Here is a 25216-nt window from a genome sequence, read left to right as displayed (position 1 = left end):
AAATCGTGTAAATTTCTTTTTATTTTGTGTGTTTGTTGCTTGTCACAATCAGTAATGGGGCAGCTTACAGATATTGCAAGATTAGAATATTCATTTATACCGAAAAGTAATTCTGAGGATCAATACACTAGAATAAGAGCATTGGTCAATTACCCCATTAAAACTAATGAAGATTGTTATTTAGTTATAGGTGCCGAATACAATCGAATTATTCTTAACCTAGAAGATAGCTACCCATTTGATAGATCGCTTATAGAAACAATTAATGTTATCGATTTAAATATTGGCTATACCTTTAAAACAAGTGAAAACTGGAGACTAGGATTGAGAGTTAATCCCAGAGTGGCTTCAACTTTAATTGATAAAATCACTTTTGAAGATGTTTTCTTGAATGGTGGTGTTTTTGCCATTAATGATAGAACAGACGACGAAAGCCTTAAACGACCTTATCGTTTAGTGTTAGGACTAACTTATAATACAACAACTGGAGTTCCATTTCCATTACCTTTTGTAAGTTACTATAGAAGAGTTAATGAAAATTGGTCGTTCTCGGCGGGCGTTCCAAAATCAAATATTAAGTACTTTTTTAATGAAAAAAGTATGCTTCAAACATTTGTGAGTTTAGATGGTTATTTTGCCCATTTACAGCGCCCACTTACAATAAATGGCAGGCAAATTGATAATATCTCTTTGTCTATCGCAGTTGGAGGTATTGGCTATGAGTATTTTTTCACGAAACATCTTGTTGCTTATGCTTATACTGGGTATACTTTTAGATTAAATAATGTATTACGTGATACAAATAGAAATGAAGTTTTTAAATTAGATGACGTAAACGCGTTTTATTTAAGAACCGGAATAAAATTTAAGATATAAAAAATGGCAAAGATTTTAGTAATAGAAGATGAAGCAGCAATTAGAAGAGTACTAGTAAAAATACTCTCGGAAGAAAACGATACCTACGAAGTAGATGAGGCAGAAGATGGCTTAGTAGGTATAGAGAAAATAAAGAAAGATGACTACGATCTTGTACTTTGTGATATTAAAATGCCGAAAATGGATGGGGTAGAAGTGCTGGAGGCCGTTAAGAAAATAAAGCCAGAAACTCCAATGGTTATGATTTCTGGTCATGGAGATCTTGATACAGCGGTAAATACTATGCGTTTAGGTGCATTTGATTATATTTCGAAGCCACCAGATTTAAATAGATTACTAAATACCGTGCGCATTGCTTTAGATAGAAAGGAACTTGTTGTTGAAAATAAAATGCTCAAAAAGAAAGTGAGCAAAAAATATGAAATGATAGGTGACAGTGATGCCATTTCACATATCAAAGAAATGATAGAAAAAGTATCTGCTACAGATGCAAGAGTGCTAATTACAGGACCTAACGGAACAGGTAAAGAACTTGTAGCGCATTGGTTACACCAAAAAAGCGAAAGATCTAAAGGGCCGTTAATTGAAGTTAACTGCGCTGCGATTCCATCAGAATTAATAGAAAGCGAACTTTTTGGTCATGTTAAAGGCGCTTTTACAAGTGCAGTAAAAGATAGGGCAGGAAAGTTTGAAGCAGCTAATGGAGGTACTATTTTCTTAGATGAAATTGGAGATATGAGTTTGTCGGCTCAAGCTAAGGTCTTAAGAGCACTTCAAGAAAATAAAATTCAACGTGTAGGTAACGATAAAGATATTAAAGTAGATGTTCGAGTTGTTGCTGCTACCAATAAAGACCTGAAAACTGAAATTTCCGAAGGTAGATTTAGAGAAGATTTATACCACAGGTTAGCCGTTATTTTAATTAAAGTGCCAGCGCTAAATGATAGACGGGAGGATATTCCGTTGCTCGTTAATCATTTTTCTTCTAAAATTTCCGAAGAACAAGGAACAGCAAAAAAGGAGTTTTCAGATAAGGCTATAAAACGTCTTCAAGAGTACGACTGGACAGGTAATATTCGTGAATTGCGAAATGTTGTAGAACGCTTAATTATTCTAGGAGAGAAAGAAGTAAGCGAAAACGACGTGAAATTATTTGCTAGTAAATAATAGTTATAGCTCGAATATTATATTAATACCGGCTTGAATGTCGGGATTATTATTCACAGTAAGGTCTTGTTGTAAATAAAACGTCATAGATCCTTTCTTTTGAAATGTATACATTAACGTCCAATAGTTGTTGTTTTTATAAAGGTTTTCTGTTCCCATATTCCACGATTTAAATGAGGTGCCGTTTTTTGTAGGTATCAAATAATCAAATTCATCGGTCTTATATAAACTAGTTTGAATGTAAAAATCAAGACCAAATGCATGTCTTGTTTTTCCTTTTGAAAAAAAGTTATACTCAATAATAGTTTCAATGTTGGCTAGATAATCATTTGATGCAAACTCTACATTGCTAGACTTTAAATCAAATAAATTAAGTCTGTTAATACCAAGATTGAAACCAATATTAAAAAGACCTACTTGTTTGTAAGCATATTGCTTCATAGCGTTGATGCCAATACCAAAATCAATAGAACTATTATATTGAGACGTATTTAAGCCAACGTGAGTTGCGATATTAAAATATAAATGGCGCTCTTCATTTTTAAGGAATTCAGGATAAAATAAATGCGTAAACTCAAACCCGTTTAGAAAAACATCTCCACGTTTAATATTGACCTGATTATCGTTTCTGTCTTTAAATAGTAATGATGCTTTATTTTTTGGATATAAACCTCTGTCAAATGGATCGTCTCCTCCAGCAATATTATCGTGAAAATATTCAATAAAATTATCGTTTGTAACTAAGGAAAAAGGTGCTTTTCCACCTGACAATAAAAAAAGACGCATACCAATTTTTAGTTCGCTGGTAGTATTTAATTTGAATCTGATATTAGGCCTAAAACCTTTAATAACACCATCACTAGCAACCTTTAACGATTTGGCGTCTAACGTATCTACATCGACTGCAAATTCTCTTACATGCCAAGGGAATTGACTGATAAAATCTCTATCTGAAGTTTGATTTGGTATATAGGCTACTACAGGAGGAGACCAAACATTTCCGCTTTCAACTGATAAGTTGATTTTTGTCGACTCAGTTGGTGCAAAGTTGAAATTTCCTTGAATTCTAGAAAGGAAAATACCACTTGGATGTGTAGAAACAACACTAGGCTTGAATATATTCGCAGTTTTATGGTATAAAGAGTCATGACCTTGACTAAATACAGTTAAAGTCGAGAAAAAAATAAGCAATATGACAATGAGACGATTATTCAAAATAATTTAAGTACTGTTAAAGTTTATTTTTATATTTAAAACTAAATTTGATTAAAATGAAAAAAATAGTGATAAATGATTTTAAAGTGTCTAAGTCATTGACTTTAAGTCAAATATCGACAAATTTTGATTTAGAAGCCAATAAAAATGAAATTGAAAAGGAATTAGAAGACGTTAGAGAAAATCTTGGTGATTTTCAAAATACAATTTATGCTCATGGTAAATATGCTGTTTTAGTTTGTATTCAAGGCATGGATACAGCAGGAAAGGATAGCATGATTAGAGAGGTGTTTAAAGATTTTAATACACGTGGTATTGTTGTACATAGTTTTAAAGTTCCTACCGAAATAGAGCGTAAACATGATTATTTATGGAGACATTATATCGCTTTACCTGCTCGTGGGAAGTTTGGTGTTTTTAATAGAACACATTACGAAAACGTTCTGGTTACAAGAGTGCATCCAAATTATATTCTAGGAGAATTTTTACCAGATGTAAATTCAATTGAAGATGTAAATGATGCGTTTTGGGACAAGCGATTTAAGCAAATTAATGACTTTGAAAAACACATTGCAGACAACGGAACCATTATTTTTAAGTTTTTCCTTCATATTTCAAAAGAGGAGCAAAAAAACAGGTTGTTGAGACGTTTGCATAAAAAAGAAAAAAACTGGAAATTCTCGCCTGGCGATTTAAAGGAACGAAAACTTTGGGATGACTATCAAGATTGTTATCAAGATGCTATTAATAGAACGTCTAAACCTCATGCACCTTGGTATGTAATACCTTCTGACGACAAGCCAACAGCACGTTATATTGTAGCTAAAATTATGTATGATACACTTATTCAATACAAGGATATCGTAGAGCCAGAACTGGAAGACGAGTTTAAAACTAATCTAGGTTTATACATTAAAGAGCTTGAGAATGAATAGTTTTTTATGATTTCTTTTTTAATCGTCATTGTTTAAAATAGTATATTTAGGCTTCAAAGTAAATTACCATCATATGAAGCGATTTTGTACTATCCTTTTACTTGCTATTACATTTCAAATTTCGGCACAAACCGATGCCGAAAATCTAAAAAAAGTGTACTCTAATTCCTTAACCAATGGCATGAGCTATCAATGGCTAGATCATTTGTCTAATCAAATTGGTGGACGCCTTTCAGGGTCTTTAAATGCAGAGAAAGCAGTTCAATACACGAAAGAAGAACTTGAGAAACTAGGATTAGATAAAGTATGGTTGCAACCAGTAATGGTACCACGTTGGGTAAGAGGCGCACCCGAATTTGCTTATATTGAAACGTCTCCTGGTGTAACTACCAGCGTTAATATTTGTGCTCTTGGAGGCTCAGTAGCAACGCCTACAGGAGGGCTTAAAGCTAAAGTAATTGAAGTTAATACCTATAAAGACTTAGCGGCTTTAGGAGAAAAAAATATTAAAGGAAAAATTGTATTTATCAATAGACCAATGCAGGCAGATCTCATTAATACCTTTGAGGCTTATGGTGGATGTTCTGTTGAACGTTATGCAGGAGCTGCAGAAGCGGCAAAATATGGTGCTGTTGGTACTATAGTACGCTCACTTAATTTAAGATTAGACGATTACCCTCACACAGGTAGTATGAGTTATGGCGATTTGCCTGTTGGACAAAGAATCCCATCGGCCGCAATAAGTACAAACGATGCCGAATTATTAAGTGGTATGTTAGCACTTAATAAGGATATCAATTTCTTTTTTAGTCAGAATTGTAAACAATTGTCTGATGTACAATCTTACAATGTTATTGGAGAAATAACAGGAAGCGAATTTCCAAATGAAATCATTGTAGTTGGTGGTCATTTAGATTCATGGGATTTGGGAGATGGATCGCACGATGATGGTGCTGGTGTTGTACAATCTATGGATGTTTTACGTCTTTTGAAAGAAAGCGGAATTAAACCAAAGCGTACCATTCGGGCTGTGTTGTTTATGAACGAAGAAAACGGATTACGCGGTGGAAAAAAATACGCCGAGGTAGCCAAACAAAAGAATGAAAATCATGTGTTTGCATTAGAAAGCGACTCTGGAGGGTTTACACCAAGAGGATTTAGTTTTCAATGTAGTGAGGCTATGTTGGCAAAAGTACAAAGCTGGAGACCTTTATTTAAACCGTATTTAATTCATTTTTTCGAAGAAGGCTATAGTGGTGCAGATATTGGACCGCTAAAGAACGATGGTATCGTTTTAGCTGGTTTACGCCCTGATTCTCAGCGCTATTTTGATCATCACCATGCCAGTAATGATACGTTTGAACATGTGAATAAACGTGAATTAGAGCTTGGTGCTGCATCAATGACTGCTTTAGTTTATCTTATAGATAAATATGGTACTCAAACGATTTCTAACGAAGAAAAACTAAGAGACTAACATCTCGTATACCAATTTATATTTCAACTAAACCCATTTAAAATGAAAAACACGATTGTCATTATCGCACTTGTTATTAGTGCAATGTGTTACGCACAAGATACTTCAGAAGAAAAACTACCATATTATGAAGTTCCAGAATATTCAAAAGAGTTTACAGCTGGTACCATGGCAGCAAGGATGGTAGATGGATTGGGGTTTAGGTTTTATTGGGCAAGTGAAGGTCTTACCGAAAAGGATTTAAATTATAGACCAAGTAAAGACGTGCGTTCTTCAGAAGACACTATAGATCATATTTTAGATTTATCATATATTATTGTGAATTCTACATTAAAACAACCAAATAGTCGAGTTGATAAATCGAAGATGACTTATGAAGAAAAGCGTAAGCAAGCATTAATGAATTTGAAAACAGCAGCAGATATTTTAAGAGGAAGCGACGATATATCTCAATATAAAATCATTTTCGGTGAGAATGAAATCCCGTTTTGGAATCAAGTTAATGGACCAATTGCTGATGCTATATGGCATTGCGGGCAGTTGGCTTCATTTAGAAGAATCACCGGGAATCCAATCAACCCTAATGTAAATCATTTTACAGGTAAAGTCAAAGAAGCTAAAGATTAATGGAAAAAGCATTTTTAAAACAAATTCATCCAGTTCTGCCTGTAAGGCATGTCATGAATGCTGTTCATTATTATGTGGATGAACTTGGTTTTAAACTTGCGTTTAAAGATGCTGGCGATGATCCTGGGTATGCAGGAATTATAAGAGATGGTGTTGAAATTCATTTACAATGGCATGATGAAAATGACTGGGTAGATGGTATGGATAGTGTGTTGTTGAGAATTTATGTTGAGAATGTAGATGCCCTATTTCAAGAATATAGCACTAAGGCAGTATTTCATGAAAACACAGAACTTAAAGATACCTCATGGGGAACACGTGAGTTTGGGATTTATGATAAAAATGGTAACGGTTTGGTGTTTTATAGAGATTTAAAATCATTATGAGTAATTTAAAAAAGATAATCATATTTGGTAGTTTTATTTTAGGCTCTGTTCAAGTCTTTTCACAAGGTGTTGAAGAGATTTTCTGTAAGCTCATTGAACAGGGAACAAATTATCCGGTACCTTATGCAACCATCCAATTTAAAAATGATGGTAACGGTATTGTAGCTAATGTAGATGGTGATTTTAGAATTCCTTATCGCTACAAAACATCAAGAGATACTTTAATCATCTCATGTTTGGGCTATAAAACAGAGAAAATTGCGGTTACCTCACTTCAGGATAAGAAGGTAAATACAATACATCTTAGTCCAAAAATAGAAGCGCTTAACCAAGTACTTATTAAAGGTAAGAAAACGTCAATTAATGATCTCGATGCCTATACCATAGTTAAAAAAGCTGTGGCTAGTATTTCATTAAATTACCCCAAAACACCATATTCTTCTATCGGTTATTATAGAGATTATCAGGTTGTACGAGGAAATTATTACAATCTAAATGAAGCCATAATTGAATCATTTGATGCAGGCTTTGATACAGATATTATGACCGATGCCTATAATGAAAGCGCCATATTAAGTTATAAAGAAAACAACGAATTCTCAAGAGATTCTACCTTATTAATAGCCTATGATGGGGATTCAAAATATATTAAGAACACAACCTTGTCTGGGCAGGGAGGTAATGAGTTAGGTATTTTGAATGTTCATAACCCTATTCGGAATTTTGAACATATGAGTTTTTCATTTGTATACGTTTTTAAACGCAAATTTTTGGAAAACCATGAGTTCGATCTTTCTCGTAAAGTATATCTTAATGATGATGTTATTTATGAAATTTCATTCAAAGCTAAATCTGGTTTAGTGGGCAGTAGTCACAAGGCTCATGGTAAAATTTTTATAGCCAAGGATGATTTTGCTATTCACAAATTGGAATATGTTGTACTTGAAACGAATAATATAAACCCACTATTTGAAGTCCTAATAGAATACAAACCTAAAGGTGATTTTATGTACCTTAATTATATCACTTTTAATAACAGATTTGTAGTGAGTAATAAATTTGTTTTTGATGTTGAAAGTGTTGATTTTAATGTTTATGAACAAGCCTTTTATCTGAAGTTTAATAATAAACTTGATACTACAACTGTAGATAGGAAGGACTTTAGATTTAAATATCAAAAGCGAAAACTAATGGTGAAGAAAGCCGAAATTATTGATCAACAAACGGTTAAAGTAACCATTGCCGATTGGAGTTTGCCAGAGACCATTGATGAAAATACCAATATGAGCGCATTTGATTATAGAGTGAAAAATATCTATGATGTTACTAATAGAAAAATTTTAAGTGCGCCAAAAATTGAAGCCTATCAATTTAGAGAATTTTTTGCTCAAGATGTTTTTGAAAATAAAGTTAAGCCCAATGATTTGAAGTTTATTTTGAAATATAAACCATTGTCTGAAGCCGCTATAAATCCGTTAGAGTCAAATAGTGATTATTGGATGAATACACCTTTAAAGAAAGCTAACAACTAATAAGATGAAGAACTTAATTATTCTAATATTGCTTGGAATGTGGCCTGTTATTGGTTTTTCCCAGGACACTAGTGACATTATAGATGCTTACGACGATTTTACAGACTTATCTAGAGAACAGGTTTATGTGCATCTTAATAAAAGCACTTATATCTCTGGAGAAATGCTTGGTTTTAATGCTTATGTATTTCTTAGAGATATCAAGCAACTTTCTACGAATACGGCAAATTTGTATTGCCAAATATTAGATAAAGAGAATAAGATAATTACAGAAAAACTGCTCATGATGAATCAAGGGGTGTCTCGTGGCGACTTCATGATTGACAGTACATATACGAGTGGAGAATACAAATTTAAGGCATATACCAATTGGTCTAGAAATTTTAGCAATGAACAAACTTATTTTCTTGAGACGTTTGATGTGATTAATCCAGATGATAAAATTAATGACAAACCAACCGATATTGATAAGTCTATAGATGTACAAGTGCTGCCAGAAAGTGGTCACTTATTGTTAGAAACATCCAATGTAGTTGGTGTAATAGCCAAAGATAAATTGGGTTTGGGTGTTCCTAATTTAAAGGTTGATGTAATTAACAAAGAGGGAGAGGTATTAAGCTCTATAACCTTAGATGATTTTGGGATAGGTAAATTTTTATTACATCCAATCAAAGAACAAGACTATAGTTTAGAATATTTTTATAACGACAAAAAGGTCGTTCAAACATTGGAAAAAGCTGAGCATAGTGGTGTTTTATTATCCATTAAAGAACTATCATCAGATAATAGTATTGGTTTAGTGGTAAAAACTAATGATGATGGTTTTAAGCGCTTTGGAAACAAAAATTTTAAACTTATTATTCATAATGGATCAAGTGCAACGGAAGCTATACTAGGTTTTAATGGAACTAAAGAATCTGTGACGTCAATCCCCTTAAGTGATCTTTATAGTGGGATAAACATATTTACCTTATTTGATGAACAAAATAGACCAATAGCAGAGCGACTGTATTTTAATTTTGAAGGCTTACCAGTGAACACTATTTCAAAGTCATCCCTGAGTCGAAAACCAAATGACAGTTTAGAAATTAAATTAGCATTACCTCATGTAGACCCTAAATTATTGCAAAATTTAAGTGTGTCTGTATTGCCTTCAAAAACAAAAAGCTATGCACATCATCAAAATATCATTTCTGCAGTATATCTGCAACCTTATCTAAAGAATGCAGTAGAACATGCCTCTTATTATTTTACTAATATTAGCAATAAGAAAAAATATGAATTAGATAATCTACTACTTACTCAAGGCTGGAGTAGTTATGATTGGACGACTATTTTTAATGCTGCACCAGAGCCCATTTATGATTTTGAGGTAGGGATTAACTATACCATAAATGCGAATAACAGTAAAGGTAAAAGCCTATTAATCTATCCTAATATTAATACTAAATCTGAAATATTAGTATTGTCAGAGCGTGAGAAAACATTCCAAAAGCGAGGATTTTTTCCGCTTGATGATGAGCAAATAAGAATAGGTGAGGTAAAACGTAATGGAAGTGTGGGGGTTTCTAATGTGGTACTGCAATTTTCACCTTCTCAAATTGCAAGATTTTCTACCACTTATCTTCCTATGACAACACTTAAAGGTAACCAGTACGCCGCATCAAACCCAGAAACTTTTGAGTTTAAAGATGTAGAGTCTCTTGATGAAGTTAAACTCTATGCCAAAAAGAAATATACTAGAATTGAAAAGCTACAAAATAAATCAATTGGTAGAATCGTAGAATTTGGGGAAAAGGAAAGAGATTTTTATAAAACGTTCGCGCAATTTATAAGTGAAAGAGGTTATAGTGTGCAAGAAACTCCCGGGAAAGATCCAGTAACTGGAAGTTATACAATATTTAGAATATCAGGCTTTACCCCTTCTTCATTGAGGCGTGGACCCGACGGTAAAACACCGTTAACTATTCCAATAATTTATCTAGACAATGTACTTTTAACTAATCTAGATATACTTAATAAGTTTAGTATGGAACATGTTGATTATGTCGAAATTAATAAGGGAGGAATCGGTGAAGGTATTAGAGGAGGATCTGGAGTAATCAAGATTTTTACGGATCCAAATAAAAAATTCAAATTTGAGCCAAAAATAACCTTTACGAGCTATGATATACCTCTAACATATTCAACTCCTAAACGATTTTATATACCTAGGTATGGTTCGTATAATTCTAAGTTTTTTGCAGAATATGGAGTAATCGATTGGACTCCTAATGCGAGATTTGATGACAATGGTAATCTCTCAATAAAAATTTTAAATACTAAAACTCCTATTAAATTATTTGTTGAAGGCCTTGTTAATGGTCAAGAATTAATTTCTCAACGTATAGAATTAGACAACTAGAATTTAAAAAGCGCAAGACTATATCTTGCGCTTTTTTGGTTGGTTATAAATTAATAGCGACTTGGTTATGTATGATATCTTCAAAAGTTTCTCTTTTTCTAATCAAATGTGCCTTTTTGTTATGCCATAATACTTCGGCAGGACGATATCTAGAGTTGTAATTGGATGCCATAGAATAGCAATAGGCTCCAGCATTTTTAAAGGCTAATATATCATCTTCGTTAATTTCATTGATACGCCTATTGTTGGCAAAAGTGTCAGTTTCGCAGATATAGCCCACAACCGAATAGAAACGCTCACGACCTTTGGGGTTTGAAATATTTATAATCTCATGTTGCGCTCCATATAACATAGGTCTAATAAGATGGTTAAAGCCAGAATCTACTTGTGCGAAAACTGTTGAAGTTGTCTGCTTTACAACATTAACGCGTGTTAAAAAATAACCAGCTTCGCTTACCAGAAATTTCCCTGGTTCAAAGGCTAATGTAAGTTCCTTGCCGTAGCTTTTACAAAACGCATTGAAACGCTCAGATAATTTGGTTCCTAGTTCTTCTACATTAGTCTCTATATCTCCAGTTTTATATGGCACTTTAAAACCAGATCCGAAATCTATAAAATCTAAATTTTTGAAATGTTTGGCAGTGTCAAATAAGATTTCACTGGCATATAAAAACACGTCAATATCAAGAATATCACTGCCAGTATGCATGTGAATACCGTTAATATTCATTTGTGTGTTTTCAACAATTCTAAGTAAGTGCGGAATTTGATGTATCGAGATTCCAAATTTACTATCAATATGTCCAACAGATATATTTGTGTTCCCACCTGCCATTACATGTGGATTAATACGAATACATACAGGTGTTTTTGGATGTTTTGTTCCAAACTGTTCTAGAACCGATAGATTGTCAATGTTAATTTGAACACCTAATTCGGCTGCCCTTTCAATTTCCGCAAGTGACACACCATTTGGTGTGAAAATTATTTGTTCTGGTTTAAAACCAGCTTTTAGGCCTAATTGAACTTCCTGAATAGAAACAGTATCTAGTCCAGAACCCAACTGATTGAACAACTTTAAAACAGAGATGTTAGACAATGCCTTTACAGCATAATTCAATTTTAAGTGTTTGACCTTACTAAATGCAGAGGTTAAACGTTTATACTGAAACTTAATTTTTTCGGCATCATAAACATAAACAGGACTCCCAAAGTCCTTAGCAACTTGTAATAAAGTATTTGGTTTCATTTGTGGTATTACTTAAATTAAATGTAGTTAAGTTGTCAAAATTAAATGTAATACCGCTTGAAAACATAAAAATGAAAAAATATTGCTAAATTTACACAAAATGTTAAATAGTTAACAAATTGAAGACAATTGCATCTTGCGTACAGGAGATTATTGTGTCAAGCCCATTCTTAGAAGAAGGCTTGTCAAGACAGATTATTAATTTTTCTGCTTTGGCAGAGGACTTAAACAAACCTATTTCTGAGATGCTCAGAAAACCTGTGAAAAATGGAGCAATTATGATGGCTTTACGTCGTTATCAACAGCCACTTCATTTAGAAAAATCAGAACGTCTAAATAGAGTGTTTAAAAACTTAGGAGATATTACTGTACGGTCAAACCTTAGTGACTTTACATTTCAAAATTCAAATACACTCATCCATAGTCATTCTAAGGTATTGTCAAAAATAGGTGTGAATCATCAAATCTTTTATGCGTTCACTCGTGGCGTGTTTGAAAGCAATATTATTATTTCAACGTCTGAGCAAGAAAGTATTTCAAAGGCATTTAAAAATGAAATACAAATTGGATTGCAGGATAAATTATCTGCTATTAGTATTTATTTGCCCAAAGGCAATTCGAAAATCGCAGGATTATATTACCAAATATTTAAGCGTTTGGCTTGGGAAAATATTACGTTGTATGAGGTTGTTTCTACAACCAATGAATTTACAATTGTTGTTGAAGATTACTTAGTTGATAAAGCATTTTCAGTTATTAAGCGTTTAAAGACCTAAGCATTCCGAATACTCAAATTAGAACGCCATAAATCAATATTAAAAACTATTGGTAAAAACTTTTAGTATGATTACTTTTGTGGTCGTAAAAAATGACTTCGGAAACTAATCGAAGACAAACCATAAATTTCAAAACCAAATGAATTTACACGAATATCAAGGAAAAGAATTATTAAGCAGTTTTGGCGTACGTATTCAGCGTGGTATTGTAGCACAAAATGCTGATGAAGCGGTTGAAGCAGCTAAGAAGTTAACTGAAGACACTGGTACAGGTTGGCACGTAATTAAAGCACAAGTTCACGCAGGTGGTCGTGGAAAAGGTGGAGGAGTTAAGTTGGCTAAAAGTTTAGACGACGTTAAGACAATTGCTGGTCAAATTATAGGAATGGACTTAGTAACACCTCAAACTTCAGCAGAAGGAAAACGTGTACATCAGGTATTAGTTGCCGAAGACGTATACTATCCTGGAGATTCTGAACCAGAAGAATATTACATGTCTGTATTACTAAATCGTAGTAATGGACGTAACATGATTATGTATTCTACAGAAGGAGGAATGGATATTGAGACGGTTGCAGAAGAAACACCACACTTAATTTTTACTGAGGAAATAGATCCAGCAACGGGTATTTTACCATTTCAAGCGCGCAAGGTTGCCTTTAACTTAGGATTATCTGGAGCAGCGTTTAAAGACATGACAAAATTTGTTACAGCTTTATATACAGCTTATGTAAAGTCTGATTCGTCTTTATTTGAAATTAATCCGGTTTTAAAAACCAGTGACGATAAAATAATGGCAGTTGATGCTAAAGTATCTTTAGACGATAATGCCTTATTTAGACATAAAGATTTAGCAGCATTGCGTGATTTACGTGAAGAAAACCCAATTGAGGTTGAAGCGGGAGAGAAAGGCTTGAACTATGTTGATTTAGATGGAAACGTAGGATGTATGGTTAATGGCGCAGGATTAGCAATGGCTACCATGGATTTAATTAAGCAAGCAGGAGGAGAGCCAGCTAACTTTTTAGATGTTGGAGGAACAGCAGATGCAGCTCGTGTAGAAGCAGCGTTTCAAATTATTCTTAAAGACCCAGCTGTAAAAGCTATTTTGATTAACATTTTTGGAGGTATTGTTCGCTGTGATCGTGTAGCTCAAGGTGTTATCGATGCTTATAAAAATATGGGAACAATCAATGTTCCAATCATTGTGCGTTTACAAGGAACTAATGCAGACATTGCCAAAGAATTGATTGATAATTCTGGATTAGATGTAATGAGTGCCACTGAATTCCAAGAAGCAGCCGATAAAGTGCAGACAGTTTTAGGCTAGAGTAGTTTAATTTATATATAAAAGGTCTCACAGATACGATTTATTTGTGAGACCTTTTTTTGTATAGAACTGTTTTGCACTGTCTAATTATTATCTTATTTCTATTGCTACTCTAACTCAATATATGTTAAATGTTTAATTTTCAAGGACTAAGACGTTTCGTTTTGATAAATTTTTAATAACTTCATAGGAAACTAATTCAAAATTCAATTATTATGAAAAATCTATGTCTTCTCCTCATGTGTATGTTAGCCGTTAATTTAAGTTCAGGACAGGCCACTACCGCCGTTGAATGTAATCCAGGTGGATTGGCGCCAGGAGGTAGTATTACACCCCGAGATTTAACCAGTTCTACACCTTCTGATATTAAGTTAGAGATTCAAAACTTTAGAGGTTATTTACCTAATCAAACGTTTAATAACTTAAGTCATATACCTCAGGCAACATTTCAGAATGCAAGAATTACAATTAATGCAAATCCAACAATAGTATTGGCACGTTATAACCCTATGACTAATGCTTTGCAAATTAAGAGCAGCGATAAGGTTTATAATATTGTTAAGACCGATAATCTAAAACTAACGTTTTTAGCAACTAATCAAACGTATCAGGCCATTTCGTATGTAGATGATAATGGGAATAGCGTTATTGATTACTTTGTTTTTGATGGTAAGAATGCTGACAGCCAATTGCTTAAAAAAGTTGATTATAAATACACAAAGCCTAGAGTCGCGTCAAATACATATAGTGCAGACAAACCAGCTAAACTTAAAAAACAAGAACGTTTTTATGTGATGAATCAAAATAGAAAACTGGTTAACTTATCTACAAATAAAAAATCTATTAAAAGGGATTTTCCGAAGCAATCAGAATTAATTTTGGCTTTTATTAAAAACAATAAAATAAAAGCGAATAAGGAAAATAGTTTAAAAATGTTAGCTAATTATATTACGACACTCTATACAAATACAAATGACGGCACTTTAGTGGCTGCTAAGTAATCTGTTATATTTAACATCTAAAAAAAAGCGCTCATATTGAGCGCTTTTTTTATGTTTTATTTGCTGTCATTGTAAGGATGTTCTGGCATAAAAATTGTGATGTTATTATACTATTAACATTATAAATTTAAGATTATGAAGAAAATTACAATTTTGGCACTTAGTGTTTTAATGGTAAACATTTGTGCTGCTCAGCTAAGTGGAGGAGGATCAACGTCTTTTAGCGTGAATAATGATAATCCGTTAGCAGGAGCTTATTTAACAGGACAAGGTATTTCGCCTAGTTATAAAAACCTTGGTAGGTTATTTGGGTGGAATACGATTTACAACTGTTATGGTAATCGTGGTTATGGAGGGTCAGATCTTAACCCAGTTATTTACAACTTAGATCGCTCGTTAAACATGCGATGGAGAAGAGCGAAAATATTTATTAATGGTCAGTTTAATCATTTCTCTGCTCGTTATAACCCTATTTCTGATGATATCGAAATTAAGGATAACGATAAAATATTCCAACTTATTAAAAGGAATAATGTTCAAATTACTTTTTTAGATAGCAATGAAACCTATATCGTGAAGCCATACAAAAACAACCTAGGTCAGGAGGTTGCAAGTTACTTCTTAATCGATGAGGATAGTAAGGCATCTGGATTGCTCAAAAAAAGGGTCTATAGCTATGTTAGTACCAAAACATACAAACGTAATCGAAATGCTAGAACCCATAAGCCTATTAAATTCAAAATGGAGGATCACTATTATATTATAAATGATAATAAATTGGTGGCGTTAAGTACAAATAGAAAATCTATAAAACGAGATTTTCCTGAAGATGCTAAATTGATATTGACATTTATTAAAGAACATAAGATTAGAAAAAACACAAGAAACAACTTAAAAGTTCTAGCTACATATATTTCAAGCTTAGAAACAAACACCTATGATAGAACGGCAGTTGCACTCCATACGTTTTAGTTAAACCTAGACTATCAATCTAAAAGAGCTCCCAATATGGGAGCTTTTTTATTTATGTTAAAGAACTATTAATCAATGTTAAACACTGTTAATTCATGTGTCTATTGTGTAACATTCCAAAATATTGGTCGTCATTTAAGTATCAATCATAAAACAATTCATCATGAAAACTTTAAAAATGTTAATACTAGTCGTAGCAGTTACGTTTAGTAGTGCGCTTCAAGCAAGCACAGATCCAATTAAAACTGACCCAGTTAAAACAATCAAGAAAAAGAAAAAAAGAAAATCTGTTGTGCCAAACTCTGTTGAGGCGACAATAGGAGATTTATTGAAAAATCCAACATTTAAATTTTACGAAGGTATGAGTGCCGATGTAGAAATTACGATTAACGAAAAAAATGAAATGGTGGTCTTATCTGTAGATACTCAAAACAAAGCATTTGAAAACTTTATTAAAACGCGTCTGAATTACAAAAAAATATCAAAGGACGCCATAACTTATCAAAGAAGATTTAAGTTTCCGGTAATACTTACTAAGAAAAAGTAACTAAGGGATTTTTGTTTAAAAAAGCGTTCATTATTTGGACGCTTTTTTTAATGCCTTTTAGTTTTTATTAATGTTTCTAAAGTCTTAGTCATTATTAAAGCTAATGTCTTATTCTCTTTAGAAATTAAAGGATGTATTTTTTTATAAATCTCTTGGTTTAATTCATTTTCGGGATGTGAGGCGTCAAAAATAAAGTAGAAAACGTCTTCAATGTCTTTGACTTTTTTTTTTGGCAAGGACTTCGCAAATGGCCTCAGTATCTGTCTCAAAACGTTTGTAGATTTGAAATCCATTTTGTATATAATCGGCACCATAGAAGCCATCTATACACATATCAATGTACTTGTTATAATACTGTTGAGGTGGGACAGAGTTAATTTTGCTAAAAAAACTCACCCAAGGATGAGCTATATATAACATAGGTGGTGGTTCGTTATTCGCTTTGGCTTTATCATGGCTAAGTGTAGCATCGAGATATAAGAGATCTAACATCTTATCAAAAGAGTTAGGCATTGCACAAAAGAATTCACGCTCATAATTTTTCTTGGCATCACCTTCTGAAATTTCTGCCTTTTTCATTAAAGTATTTAATAATTTAATATGAGCTTCGTCAAAGGATAGTTTCAACTTGTCGCAATTTATAGTATGCTCTTGAGCACTTAATAAAATTGGCGTCAGTATACATATTAAAATATAAATCGACTTAAAATTCATTTTTTACAAATGTAATCCACATTCTGTTTTAGGGTTGTTATTCCATCGACCATCACGATCTTCACCTGGTACTGTACAATGTTTGCAACCAATAGAATGATAACCTTTGGCAACTAATGGGTGAAATGGTAAATCATGTGTTTTAATATAGGCATCTCGTTTCTCTTTAGAGATATCGAGTAAAGGATAAAATTTTAAAATCTCTCCACGCAATTCAAAAATATCTAAACTAGAGCGATGGTCACTTTGCCATTCCATTAAACCAGAGACCCAAACTTTATATTTGCTTTTGATAATATCTAGGGGCTTAACCTTGTTAATAGAGCAACAAAAATCTGGATTCTTTGTCCAAGTTTTATCTTTTGTTGTGAATTCATGTTCCTCTTTTAAGGCACTAATTGAAGAGACATTTAGTCCATAGCGTTTTGTCAATTCTTCTTTATACTTTAAGGTGTCATCAAAATGATATCCCGTATCAATAAAAAAGACCTCTTGCTTTTTGTTGACCTCAGAAAAAAGTTTAAGTAAAAAAGCTGATGTTGCTGCAAATGAGCTAGTTAACATAACTTCGGAAATATCAAAATCCTTATATAATTGTTCTATGCGTTCTGTAGCAGATAATGGTTTATACTTTGTGTTGAGTGCCTTTATTTCAGCTTCTGAAATGTTAGGGACTACTTTTTTTAGAGAGGAAATTTCAAACATAAGCGAACTTTAATACCATGCAAGGTAGTATACAATTCTGAAGAATTGACAAACACTATACATTTTTATGAGAATGATAATTTATGACTTCTTTTTTTGCGGTTTTGGCATTGGACCACGCAAATGAATAATTAATCCATTTAAAAAATTTCTTAAAATTTGATCGCCACATTCCATATAATTGGGATGATCTTCTCTTCTAAAAAAGGCGTTTAACTCGCTTTTAGAAACTCTAAAATCGACCAGCTCCAAAATTTTAATAATATCATCATCGCGTAATTTGTGGGCTACTCTTAGTTTTTTAAATATGTCGTTATTAGTCATGTTATTTCTATTTATCTTTAGTTAACCATTGAAATGCCTCAGGAAAATTAGAACTCCAAAGCGCTTCATTGTGCTCACCATCTTTAATTATTTTGTTTACAATACAATCTTGTTTAACCCCTTTCTTTAAAAGCAGTGTTACCATTTTTTCTTGATCGGGTACCATAGTATCACCTTCCTTATCTCCAACTAAAAAGAAAAATCTTGATGTTTTAGGGATTTTGGTAGTAGATGCCAATTCATAAATTTTATCACTTACCCAAAAGGAAGGAGAAAACACGCCTGCATTACCAAAGGTTTTAGGATATTTAACAGTTGCATAGAATGCCATTAAACCCCCTAAGGATGCTCCAAAAATTGTGGTGTTTCTGGCTTCTGATTTAGTTCTGTAGCTTAGATCTATATGAGGTTTTAAGGTATTTATGATGAACTGCATGAAGCTGTCACCTTTACCGCCACCATAAGTCTCATGAGGATACGGTGTTAACTCTTCTAAACGTTTACTATTACCATGTTCAATGCCTACAACGATAACCTCTTTATTGGTAAGCCTATCTAAGTATTCATCAATTTTCCATTCGCCAACATAGGAGGTTTGATCATCGAATAAATTTTGAGCATCAAACATATAAATTACAGGATACGAAAGTTGTGAGGTCGCATAAGACTTTGGTGTATAGACCCAAATCGTTTTAAGTGTATCTAATTGTGGTGCTTCAATTTTAAATGTCGATACATTTTTAGATGCTGTGCTTTGAGCATTACATAAGGTTGTTATACTTAGTAAGCACAATAAAAATAGTGCGGCGTTTTTCATGCAAAAATCAATTAAAACGAATGTACACAAAATTTAAGAAATAGATACTATGCCGTTTATCGATAATAAATTTTGAAAGTCAAAAAATCGATGAACGGCACAATTTTTTTAAATAACTGATAATCAGGTGTTTAAAATTAAAATATGTATGAAAGTAAGAAAATAACGACGAATTGCACTTTATTTTTCGATGACTTACAAATTATAGAGGATTATAACCTAAACAAACCTCTTAAATTTATAAAACTAAAAATCATGAATCCCTCTAATATGATAAATCGTGTTGAAAAGCTTAGCCTTCTATCTGAAATGATAGCCTTTGCGCAGACAGACGAAAATATAAAATCTATTGAATATAAATTTCTTTCGAGTATTGCTAGGCAACTAGAAATATCTAAAGAAGATTTCGATTACTTATTTGAACATCCAGTTACCTATGTACATTTAAAATCACATAGCGAACGTATTGTCCAATTCCATAGATTAGTTTTGTTAATGAACCTAGATCATCAAATCTCTAATAAAGAATTGGTGAAACTCCATAATTTCGGATTACGAATGGGACTAAGCCATGAATCTATTAATCGTGTTTTAGATTTAATGGAGAGCTTTCCGAATAAAATTGTACCACCAGACTTTTTAATTGATATCTTTAAAGTTCAGTATAACTAAGAAACTTTTAGCTTCTCTAACTTTGTTTGATAGGTTTTAATTTCATCACGCAATTGTGCAGCAATAATAAAATCCAGTGCCTTAGCTGCTTGTTCCATTAACTTTCGTTTCTCACGGATTTTTTTTTCTAACTGACTTTTTGTTAAGTATTCACTTTCTGGTTCTGCTGCTCTCGCTGCTTCCAATTCATAACTATACGTACTTACCGAGTTTTTAGACAACGCATTATCTAAACTCTTATTTAGGGCTTTAGGTGTAATATTATGTTTAGTATTGTAAGCAATTTGTTTTTCGCGTCTGTATTCAGTTTCGTCTATTGTTTTTTGCATGCTTTTCGTAATTTTATCAGCATACATAATAGCCTTTCCGTTAAGGTTTCTTGCGGCTCTACCTACAGTTTGCGTTAATGAACGCGTAGAACGTAAAAAACCTTCCTTATCGGCATCTAAAATCGCTACAAGAGACACTTCTGGTAAATCTAAGCCTTCACGAAGTAAGTTAACACCAACCAATACATCAAATAGTCCTTTTCGCAAATCTTGCATTATTTCAACACGCTCAAGGGTATCAACATCACTATGAATATAGCGGCATCTAATTTGGATACGATCAAGATATTTCGTTAACTCTTCAGCCATACGTTTGGTTAATGTGGTCACCAAGGTGCGTTCGTCTTTCTCAACACGTTGTTGTATCTCTTCTATAAGATCATCGATCTGATTTAAACTTGGGCGAACCTCAATGACAGGATCTAGTAATCCTGTAGGTCTAATCACTTGCTCTACATAAATACCGTCTGTCTTCTGAAGTTCATAATCTGCAGGCGTAGCACTTACATAAATCACCTGATTTTGCAAGGCTTCAAATTCTTCAAACTTTAAGGGTCTATTATCCATGGCAGCGGGTAAGCGAAATCCGTATTCTACCAAGTTTTCTTTTCTACTTCGGTCGCCGCCATACATGGCGTGAACTTGAGAAATTGTAACATGACTTTCATCAACAACCATCAAATAATCATCTGGAAAATAATCTAGTAAGCAAAATGGTCTTGTACCAGGTTGACGTCCATCCAAATATCTAGAGTAGTTTTCAATTCCAGAGCAATACCCTAATTCGCGAATCATTTCCAAATCAAATTCGGTACGCTCTTTTAGGCGTTTTGCTTCGAGGTGTTTTCCAATGTCTTTGAAATAATCATGCTGTTTTACCAAATCATCCTGAATGTCTTTAATCGCATTTTGTAAGATATCTGGTGATGTTACAAACATATTTGCAGGATAAATATTTAAACGATCATAATGTTCAATAACCTCATTGGTTTGAATATTAAACTGTTCAATGTCTTCAATTTCATCGCCAAAGAAATGGATACGAAAGGCATCGTCGGCATAGCTTGGAAATACATCTACAGTATCTCCTTTTATTCTGAAATTTCCATGGTTGAAATCGGCTTCTGTTCTAGAGTATAAACTCTGTACAAGCTTGTGGAGTAAGTCGGTTCTCGAAATTTCTTGATCAATTTCCAGTGAAATTACATTCTTCTGAAATTCTACAGGATTTCCAATACCATATAAACATGACACTGAAGCGACAACAATGACATCGCGACGTCCAGATAATAGGGAAGAGGTTGTACTTAAACGCATCTTCTCAATTTCCTCATTGATGGATAAATCTTTTTCTATATAAACACCCGAAACAGGAATATAGGCTTCAGGTTGGTAATAATCATAATAGGACACAAAATACTCGACGGCATTATCTGGGAAAAATTGCTTAAACTCAGAATACAGCTGGGCTGCAAGTGTTTTATTATGGGCTAAAACCAAAGTTGGTCGCTGTACTTCTTGAATCACATTGGCGACGGTAAACGTTTTACCAGAACCAGTTACACCTAATAAGGTTTGATAGGTTTCATTGGTCTCAATACCCTCTACTAATTGTTTAATGGCTTGAGGCTGATCTCCTGTGGGTTTGAATTCGGATTGTACTTTAAAACGCATCCTACAAAGTTACGATAAAGATTAACGGAAATCAATGGTCATTGAATTCTAAAAAAGAACTATTTTATTTCATAAGAAACTAAAGTAATTTTTCAATCTTTTTTTCTACATAAAAAGCACTAATAAGCGCAATTAGCATTGGAATTGCTACCGAAAACTCTAAATCTATAAAATCAAATTTAACAGCAATTCTTAGTACAGCCATTACTGCAAAACCAAATGCAAGTATCATTCTAAACGCATGGCGTTTTATAAAAAATAGATGGTTTTTATCGTTAGATTTTAAACGTTTAAAATCTCTAAAAACCATCAAAGCAAAGGTAAATGAAAATAGAAGTCTAGCTAATGTCCCTAAACTAATTTTAGGTAAAATCAATATCAATTGAAATGTAGCAAAGGCAAATAATATAATTGGAAAAATAATAAGAATAGTATCTATTAATTTGGAGTATTTACTTTTATGACGTAATGCTGAAATTGAAGTCAGCATACAATAAATTGTTGCCACACTTAGCAAAATAGCTAAAGGTCTAAATTCTTCAATCATAAATTTAACAATAGACAATGAAGCATAGAGCATTCCAAAAAAGAAAACACGCCCTCCAATGATGTGAAACCTAGAACCTTTTTTTGTGACAAGCGCTATGATACCACCTAGAAAGGCAATGCTTCCTATTATTGTATGTGACCATTGCGTGAAATCTATTACCATGAGAATTTTCATAATATTATTATTTTGATTTAGCCATGTTATAATGTAGTTCTATTTCAGACTCAGATAGCCCTAAAAACGTTGCGGCATTGTTGTAATAAATGTCTCTTTTTTGTTTCTCAGTAAGCCAATCTAAATTATAAACGATTTCAATATTTTTACGAATTGTGCCTACATAATCAGAACCAAACATTAAACGATTTCCTAGACCTTCATCAAAAAGTTGTTTGACACGAGGTTCCCATATGGACTTTGGTGCAAACATACTCACTGCTGTTATTTCGCAATAGACGCGCGGGTGCTTTTTCATAACTTCTAAACATTCTTTAAAATAGCTTCCAGGATAATGCATTAAATAAATTTTGAGATTTGGGTATTTTTCAAGGATGGGGAGTAATAAAAGCGGATTTCCATAGGCTTCATTCCAATTTGGAGTCTCTTTCATATTTCTTTTAAACGGTCCTTTGTCTGCATGAAAACCGATTGGTATTTGATATTTTTCTGCTAGAGCCCAATAGGGATCAAAGCGTGAGTCGGCAGGATGGATGCCCATACTATGGAATGCCGTTTCTCCTAAGTATTTAAAGGTGCCGTTTTTAAACATGTCTTCTAATTTTATAATATCTGGTAATTCATTGTCACATGGTTCGTCTTGTTCTGCTAATGGATTGCAGGGTAATCGTGTGCCACTCCAATGACGTTTGTCTTTTTCTTGCCATAGTTTTGCATATTTTATTGGACCGCCACCTAAAGCCAAAACAATATTGTTTTTATCAAATCGTTGACTCATCCATTCCAATTTTGCTAAATCTATATCTGGATTCATTTTATTATAATCTTCATTGTCCGCATAGCCTTTGGTAATGTGGATATGTACATCTATTATTGGTTGGTTTTTTAAGAAATCATCAATTTCTTTTTGTGAAGCTTCCTTTATTATGGGCACTTCTTTGACTGTAGAATGAAGATGACTAATTTTCCATTTGCCTTTAGTTTTCCTCCATATTTTTGTAACATACTCTTGTATTTTGGTACCCTCGTCGAGCGGATATTCGAGTGTTTTTATGGTGTAACCCGATTCATTGGTTAGTGGGTAAATATCAAGTGTAGATACCGTTGGTGTCTTAAAAGGCCTTGGGATTGACTTGCAAAACTTCTCAATAATGGTTTTAGAAGGAATCTTTTTACCATTAGCTAGGAACGAAATATCGTCTTCCATAGCTTCTAACACGCGATCGCATTGTCCTTTTTTAAAGGCCTCTTGCTCTTTGAATTCTGAAAGTTCTATTTCAGTTTTGATAATTTTTAGGTTTAAGTTTTGAGCATTTAGAGAGTTAACAAAGTTGAAAATGAGGCTTAGCGTAATAATGGTTTTTAGTGTTTTCATTATAGAAATTTTGATGTTTTAACTTATAGCGTTTAATCTTCTTTTATGCCTTCGAAACGGTCTGCTCCTCGCGATAATATGATACCCATTTCACCACTGTCATTTTCAGAAGGCAAAAACTCTGCTTTAGCTGGGAAATCTTTCACCATAAATACGGTTTGTGATTCTGGAAATAATTTGTCTGGTTTTCCATCACTAACAATAATGAATAACTGCAAGCCTTCTCTGAACACTTTAGCTCCAAATCCCTCTTTCATTCTGTAATTACCAACGTAAGAGTCTAAAGTTCCAGCGGTTAGTTTTGGTGTGTTCTTTTTATAGATATTAGCCGCAATATCAAAGATGATGTTATTGGTATTAATCACATTTATATCACTAATGTTTGATGCCACTAATATGAGCAAATCATCTTCTGGGAAATACATATCTGATGTGGAGTAGCCAAATATAAAACCGTTATGAAAAATGGCTGTTTTATTGAATTTTTCTCCACTATAAAAACCATAGCCATACACTTCGCTCATGCCATTGTTTAGAACAAATGGAGACCATGCTTTTCGTAAAGTTGTTCTTGAAACGACTTTTGAATTCATTAAACCCTCGTACCATTTTGCTAAATCTTGAACTGTGGTGTGGATAGAACTTGAACCTCTAGTTTGATTCAATGAATGGTACCTTGCGTAGACAATTTTGTTATCCTTTAATTCATAGCCTGTAGATAAGTTTGGAATCACTTGACCTTCATTTGGAATGTATGAATCAGTCATGTCTAGTGGTTTAAATATATGCTCTTCAACGTACTCTGAATATGACATTCCAGATGTTTGTTCAATGATGTAGGCTAATACATTAAAGTTAAGATTACAGTAATCATGTCTCTCTCCCGGTTCAAATTTTATAACGTCTTTTTTAAAATAATTGAGAACATTCTCCATAGATTCAAAATAACGTCTGCCATCTGTATTTGCCCAAATAGTATCTGTATGACTTTTAAGACCAGAGGTATGAGACAACAAGTGTTTAATCTTTATCTTATCTCCATTTTTGGAATAGTTAGGAAGGTACTTGTTGAGATTATCTTCAAGAGATAGCTTTCCTTTCTCCATGAGTTGTAAAATACTCATGGCTGTAAATTCTTTACTTATACTCGCAATATTAAATGTGTTTTTGGTTTTCATATCAACATTGAGTTCGATATTAGATTTACCAAACGCTTTTTCATAAAGCACTTTGCCTTTTTGCTTTACATAAACAATTGCTCCGGGGCCATTTGTTTTTACGACATTGTTTATAATACGATCTATTTCAGCAGAATTAACTTGAGCTAAACTTATTGAGCTACATAAAATGAAGAAAATTGAAGTGATTATTTTCATAGTCTTTAGTTT

24 protein-coding genes are annotated in these 25216 nt (G+C 33.2%); 14 read left to right on the top strand and 10 right to left on the bottom strand.

The genetic code is table 11. From position 1 onward, the window contains the following. Positions 1-54: 54 nt before the first annotated feature. Together Q0893_RS17760 and Q0893_RS17755 are read left to right on the top strand one after the other, a co-directional pair. Positions 55-876 (top strand): DUF6268 family outer membrane beta-barrel protein, encoded by an 822-nt coding sequence (locus tag Q0893_RS17760; RefSeq protein ID WP_298904156.1) that lies wholly within the window; start codon positions 55-57, stop codon positions 874-876. A 3-nt stretch (positions 877-879) separates the two neighbouring features. Next, positions 880-2043 (top strand): sigma-54 dependent transcriptional regulator, encoded by a 1164-nt coding sequence (locus tag Q0893_RS17755; protein WP_298904157.1) that lies wholly within the window; start codon positions 880-882, stop codon positions 2041-2043. 3 nt (positions 2044-2046) lie between these two features. Here the strand turns inward: Q0893_RS17755 and Q0893_RS17750 are convergent, their stop codons facing one another. Then, entirely contained in the window at positions 2047-3258 is a 1212-nt protein-coding gene (locus Q0893_RS17750) for a hypothetical protein (protein ID WP_299278229.1), read from the bottom strand. 56 nt (positions 3259-3314) lie between these two features. On the opposite strand from Q0893_RS17750, the gene Q0893_RS17745 reads away from it, so the two are divergent. From Q0893_RS17745 to Q0893_RS17720, 6 genes are all read left to right on the top strand, one after another. Further along, a complete protein-coding gene (locus Q0893_RS17745; RefSeq protein WP_298904160.1) occupies positions 3315-4193 on the top strand; it encodes a PPK2 family polyphosphate kinase in 879 nt (292 codons plus the stop codon). A 73-nt stretch (positions 4194-4266) separates the two neighbouring features. Continuing rightward, the gene (locus tag Q0893_RS17740) at positions 4267-5670 is read left to right on the top strand and encodes a M20/M25/M40 family metallo-hydrolase (RefSeq protein ID WP_299278225.1); all 1404 of its coding nucleotides are present in this window, start codon (positions 4267-4269) and stop codon (positions 5668-5670) included. A gap of 42 nt (positions 5671-5712) precedes the next feature. Further along, entirely contained in the window at positions 5713-6297 is a 585-nt protein-coding gene (locus Q0893_RS17735) for a hypothetical protein (RefSeq protein ID WP_299278222.1), read from the top strand. Then, positions 6297-6683, top strand: a complete 387-nt coding sequence (locus Q0893_RS17730; RefSeq protein ID WP_298904167.1) for a glyoxalase superfamily protein — start codon at positions 6297-6299, stop codon at positions 6681-6683. The genes Q0893_RS17735 and Q0893_RS17730 overlap by 1 nt, the downstream gene beginning before the upstream one ends. After that, the gene (locus tag Q0893_RS17725; protein ID WP_299278218.1) at positions 6680-8215 is read left to right on the top strand and encodes a carboxypeptidase-like regulatory domain-containing protein; all 1536 of its coding nucleotides are present in this window, start codon (positions 6680-6682) and stop codon (positions 8213-8215) included. Before Q0893_RS17730 ends, Q0893_RS17725 begins: the two co-directional genes overlap by 4 nt. Before the next feature lie 4 nt (positions 8216-8219). Next, entirely contained in the window at positions 8220-10619 is a 2400-nt protein-coding gene (locus Q0893_RS17720) for a hypothetical protein (protein ID WP_299278215.1), read from the top strand. Between the two features lie 43 nt (positions 10620-10662). Here Q0893_RS17720 and lysA read toward each other — a convergent pair whose 3' ends face one another. Further along, the gene (lysA, locus tag Q0893_RS17715; RefSeq protein WP_299278212.1) at positions 10663-11868 is read right to left on the bottom strand and encodes a diaminopimelate decarboxylase; all 1206 of its coding nucleotides are present in this window, start codon (positions 11866-11868) and stop codon (positions 10663-10665) included. A gap of 119 nt (positions 11869-11987) precedes the next feature. Between lysA and Q0893_RS17710 the strand changes: the two genes are divergently transcribed. From Q0893_RS17710 to Q0893_RS17690, 5 genes are all read left to right on the top strand, one after another. Next, positions 11988-12644: a hypothetical protein gene (locus Q0893_RS17710; RefSeq protein ID WP_299278209.1), complete on the top strand. Its 657-nt coding sequence runs from the start codon at positions 11988-11990 to the stop codon at positions 12642-12644. A gap of 139 nt (positions 12645-12783) precedes the next feature. Further along, positions 12784-13974 (top strand): ADP-forming succinate--CoA ligase subunit beta, encoded by a 1191-nt coding sequence (gene sucC / locus Q0893_RS17705; RefSeq protein WP_298904176.1) that lies wholly within the window; start codon positions 12784-12786, stop codon positions 13972-13974. Positions 13975-14189: 215 nt separating this feature from the next. Then, complete coding sequence (locus Q0893_RS17700) at positions 14190-14975, top strand: hypothetical protein (protein ID WP_298904178.1); 786 nt, start codon at positions 14190-14192, stop codon at positions 14973-14975. Between the two features lie 135 nt (positions 14976-15110). After that, positions 15111-15947, top strand: a complete 837-nt coding sequence (locus tag Q0893_RS17695; RefSeq protein ID WP_299278205.1) for a hypothetical protein — start codon at positions 15111-15113, stop codon at positions 15945-15947. Between the two features lie 163 nt (positions 15948-16110). Then, positions 16111-16494 (top strand): hypothetical protein, encoded by a 384-nt coding sequence (locus tag Q0893_RS17690; RefSeq protein ID WP_298904181.1) that lies wholly within the window; start codon positions 16111-16113, stop codon positions 16492-16494. A 207-nt stretch (positions 16495-16701) separates the two neighbouring features. Here Q0893_RS17690 and Q0893_RS17685 read toward each other — a convergent pair whose 3' ends face one another. From Q0893_RS17685 to Q0893_RS17670, 4 genes are all read right to left on the bottom strand, one after another. Continuing rightward, positions 16702-17121 (bottom strand): hypothetical protein, encoded by a 420-nt coding sequence (locus Q0893_RS17685; RefSeq protein ID WP_299278201.1) that lies wholly within the window; start codon positions 17119-17121, stop codon positions 16702-16704. 90 nt (positions 17122-17211) lie between these two features. Beyond that, positions 17212-17913 (bottom strand): phosphoadenylyl-sulfate reductase, encoded by a 702-nt coding sequence (locus Q0893_RS17680; protein WP_298904185.1) that lies wholly within the window; start codon positions 17911-17913, stop codon positions 17212-17214. 81 nt (positions 17914-17994) lie between these two features. Next, positions 17995-18237, bottom strand: coding sequence for a DUF1456 family protein (locus Q0893_RS17675; RefSeq protein WP_298904187.1), 243 nt, complete (start codon positions 18235-18237; stop codon positions 17995-17997). A 7-nt stretch (positions 18238-18244) separates the two neighbouring features. Further along, complete coding sequence (locus Q0893_RS17670) at positions 18245-19054, bottom strand: alpha/beta hydrolase-fold protein (RefSeq protein WP_299278198.1); 810 nt, start codon at positions 19052-19054, stop codon at positions 18245-18247. A gap of 270 nt (positions 19055-19324) precedes the next feature. Between Q0893_RS17670 and Q0893_RS17665 the strand changes: the two genes are divergently transcribed. Next, positions 19325-19726, top strand: a complete 402-nt coding sequence (locus Q0893_RS17665; protein ID WP_298904328.1) for a TerB family tellurite resistance protein — start codon at positions 19325-19327, stop codon at positions 19724-19726. On the opposite strand, the gene uvrB is transcribed toward Q0893_RS17665, so the two are convergent. The 4 genes from uvrB to Q0893_RS17645 all read right to left on the bottom strand — a co-directional run bounded on the left by uvrB (position 19723) and on the right by Q0893_RS17645 (position 25204). Further along, positions 19723-21729, bottom strand: coding sequence for an excinuclease ABC subunit UvrB (gene uvrB, locus Q0893_RS17660; protein ID WP_298904191.1), 2007 nt, complete (start codon positions 21727-21729; stop codon positions 19723-19725). The two genes, Q0893_RS17665 and uvrB, sit on opposite strands and share 4 nt — an antisense overlap. A gap of 79 nt (positions 21730-21808) precedes the next feature. Next, entirely contained in the window at positions 21809-22453 is a 645-nt protein-coding gene (locus Q0893_RS17655) for a hypothetical protein (RefSeq protein WP_299278196.1), read from the bottom strand. 7 nt (positions 22454-22460) lie between these two features. Next, positions 22461-23828 (bottom strand): amidohydrolase family protein, encoded by a 1368-nt coding sequence (locus Q0893_RS17650; protein WP_299278192.1) that lies wholly within the window; start codon positions 23826-23828, stop codon positions 22461-22463. Positions 23829-23860: 32 nt separating this feature from the next. Then, a complete protein-coding gene (locus tag Q0893_RS17645; RefSeq protein WP_299278189.1) occupies positions 23861-25204 on the bottom strand; it encodes a serine hydrolase in 1344 nt (447 codons plus the stop codon). Positions 25205-25216: the final 12 nt, after the last annotated feature.

The sequence above is a fragment of the uncultured Psychroserpens sp. genome (assembly GCF_947494225.1).
Taxonomy (GTDB): Bacteria; Bacteroidota; Bacteroidia; order Flavobacteriales; family Flavobacteriaceae; genus Psychroserpens.
The sequence above is the reverse complement of the archived record's forward strand: the minus strand, read 5'-3'. Positions and strand labels throughout refer to the sequence as shown.

Bases quoted from the DNA above. Each gene is read 5' to 3' on its own strand.
- Q0893_RS17760 (WP_298904156.1), top strand. From the start codon at position 55: ATGGGGCAGCTTACAGATATTGCAAGATTAGAATATTCATTTATACCG.
- Q0893_RS17755 (WP_298904157.1), top strand. From the start codon at position 880: ATGGCAAAGATTTTAGTAATAGAAGATGAAGCAGCAATTAGAAGAGTA.
- Q0893_RS17745 (WP_298904160.1), top strand. From the start codon at position 3,315: ATGAAAAAAATAGTGATAAATGATTTTAAAGTGTCTAAGTCATTGACT.
- Q0893_RS17740 (WP_299278225.1), top strand. From the start codon at position 4,267: ATGAAGCGATTTTGTACTATCCTTTTACTTGCTATTACATTTCAAATT.
- Q0893_RS17735 (WP_299278222.1), top strand. From the start codon at position 5,713: ATGAAAAACACGATTGTCATTATCGCACTTGTTATTAGTGCAATGTGT.
- Q0893_RS17730 (WP_298904167.1), top strand. From the start codon at position 6,297: ATGGAAAAAGCATTTTTAAAACAAATTCATCCAGTTCTGCCTGTAAGG.
- Q0893_RS17725 (WP_299278218.1), top strand. From the start codon at position 6,680: ATGAGTAATTTAAAAAAGATAATCATATTTGGTAGTTTTATTTTAGGC.
- Q0893_RS17720 (WP_299278215.1), top strand. From the start codon at position 8,220: ATGAAGAACTTAATTATTCTAATATTGCTTGGAATGTGGCCTGTTATT.
- lysA (WP_299278212.1), bottom strand. From the start codon at position 11,868: ATGAAACCAAATACTTTATTACAAGTTGCTAAGGACTTTGGGAGTCCT.
- sucC (WP_298904176.1), top strand. From the start codon at position 12,784: ATGAATTTACACGAATATCAAGGAAAAGAATTATTAAGCAGTTTTGGC.
- Q0893_RS17700 (WP_298904178.1), top strand. From the start codon at position 14,190: ATGAAAAATCTATGTCTTCTCCTCATGTGTATGTTAGCCGTTAATTTA.
- Q0893_RS17695 (WP_299278205.1), top strand. From the start codon at position 15,111: ATGAAGAAAATTACAATTTTGGCACTTAGTGTTTTAATGGTAAACATT.
- Q0893_RS17690 (WP_298904181.1), top strand. From the start codon at position 16,111: ATGAAAACTTTAAAAATGTTAATACTAGTCGTAGCAGTTACGTTTAGT.
- Q0893_RS17680 (WP_298904185.1), bottom strand. From the start codon at position 17,913: ATGTTTGAAATTTCCTCTCTAAAAAAAGTAGTCCCTAACATTTCAGAA.
- Q0893_RS17675 (WP_298904187.1), bottom strand. From the start codon at position 18,237: ATGACTAATAACGACATATTTAAAAAACTAAGAGTAGCCCACAAATTA.
- Q0893_RS17670 (WP_299278198.1), bottom strand. From the start codon at position 19,054: ATGAAAAACGCCGCACTATTTTTATTGTGCTTACTAAGTATAACAACC.
- Q0893_RS17665 (WP_298904328.1), top strand. From the start codon at position 19,325: ATGATAAATCGTGTTGAAAAGCTTAGCCTTCTATCTGAAATGATAGCC.
- uvrB (WP_298904191.1), bottom strand. From the start codon at position 21,729: ATGCGTTTTAAAGTACAATCCGAATTCAAACCCACAGGAGATCAGCCT.
- Q0893_RS17655 (WP_299278196.1), bottom strand. From the start codon at position 22,453: ATGAAAATTCTCATGGTAATAGATTTCACGCAATGGTCACATACAATA.
- Q0893_RS17650 (WP_299278192.1), bottom strand. From the start codon at position 23,828: ATGAAAACACTAAAAACCATTATTACGCTAAGCCTCATTTTCAACTTT.
- Q0893_RS17645 (WP_299278189.1), bottom strand. From the start codon at position 25,204: ATGAAAATAATCACTTCAATTTTCTTCATTTTATGTAGCTCAATAAGT.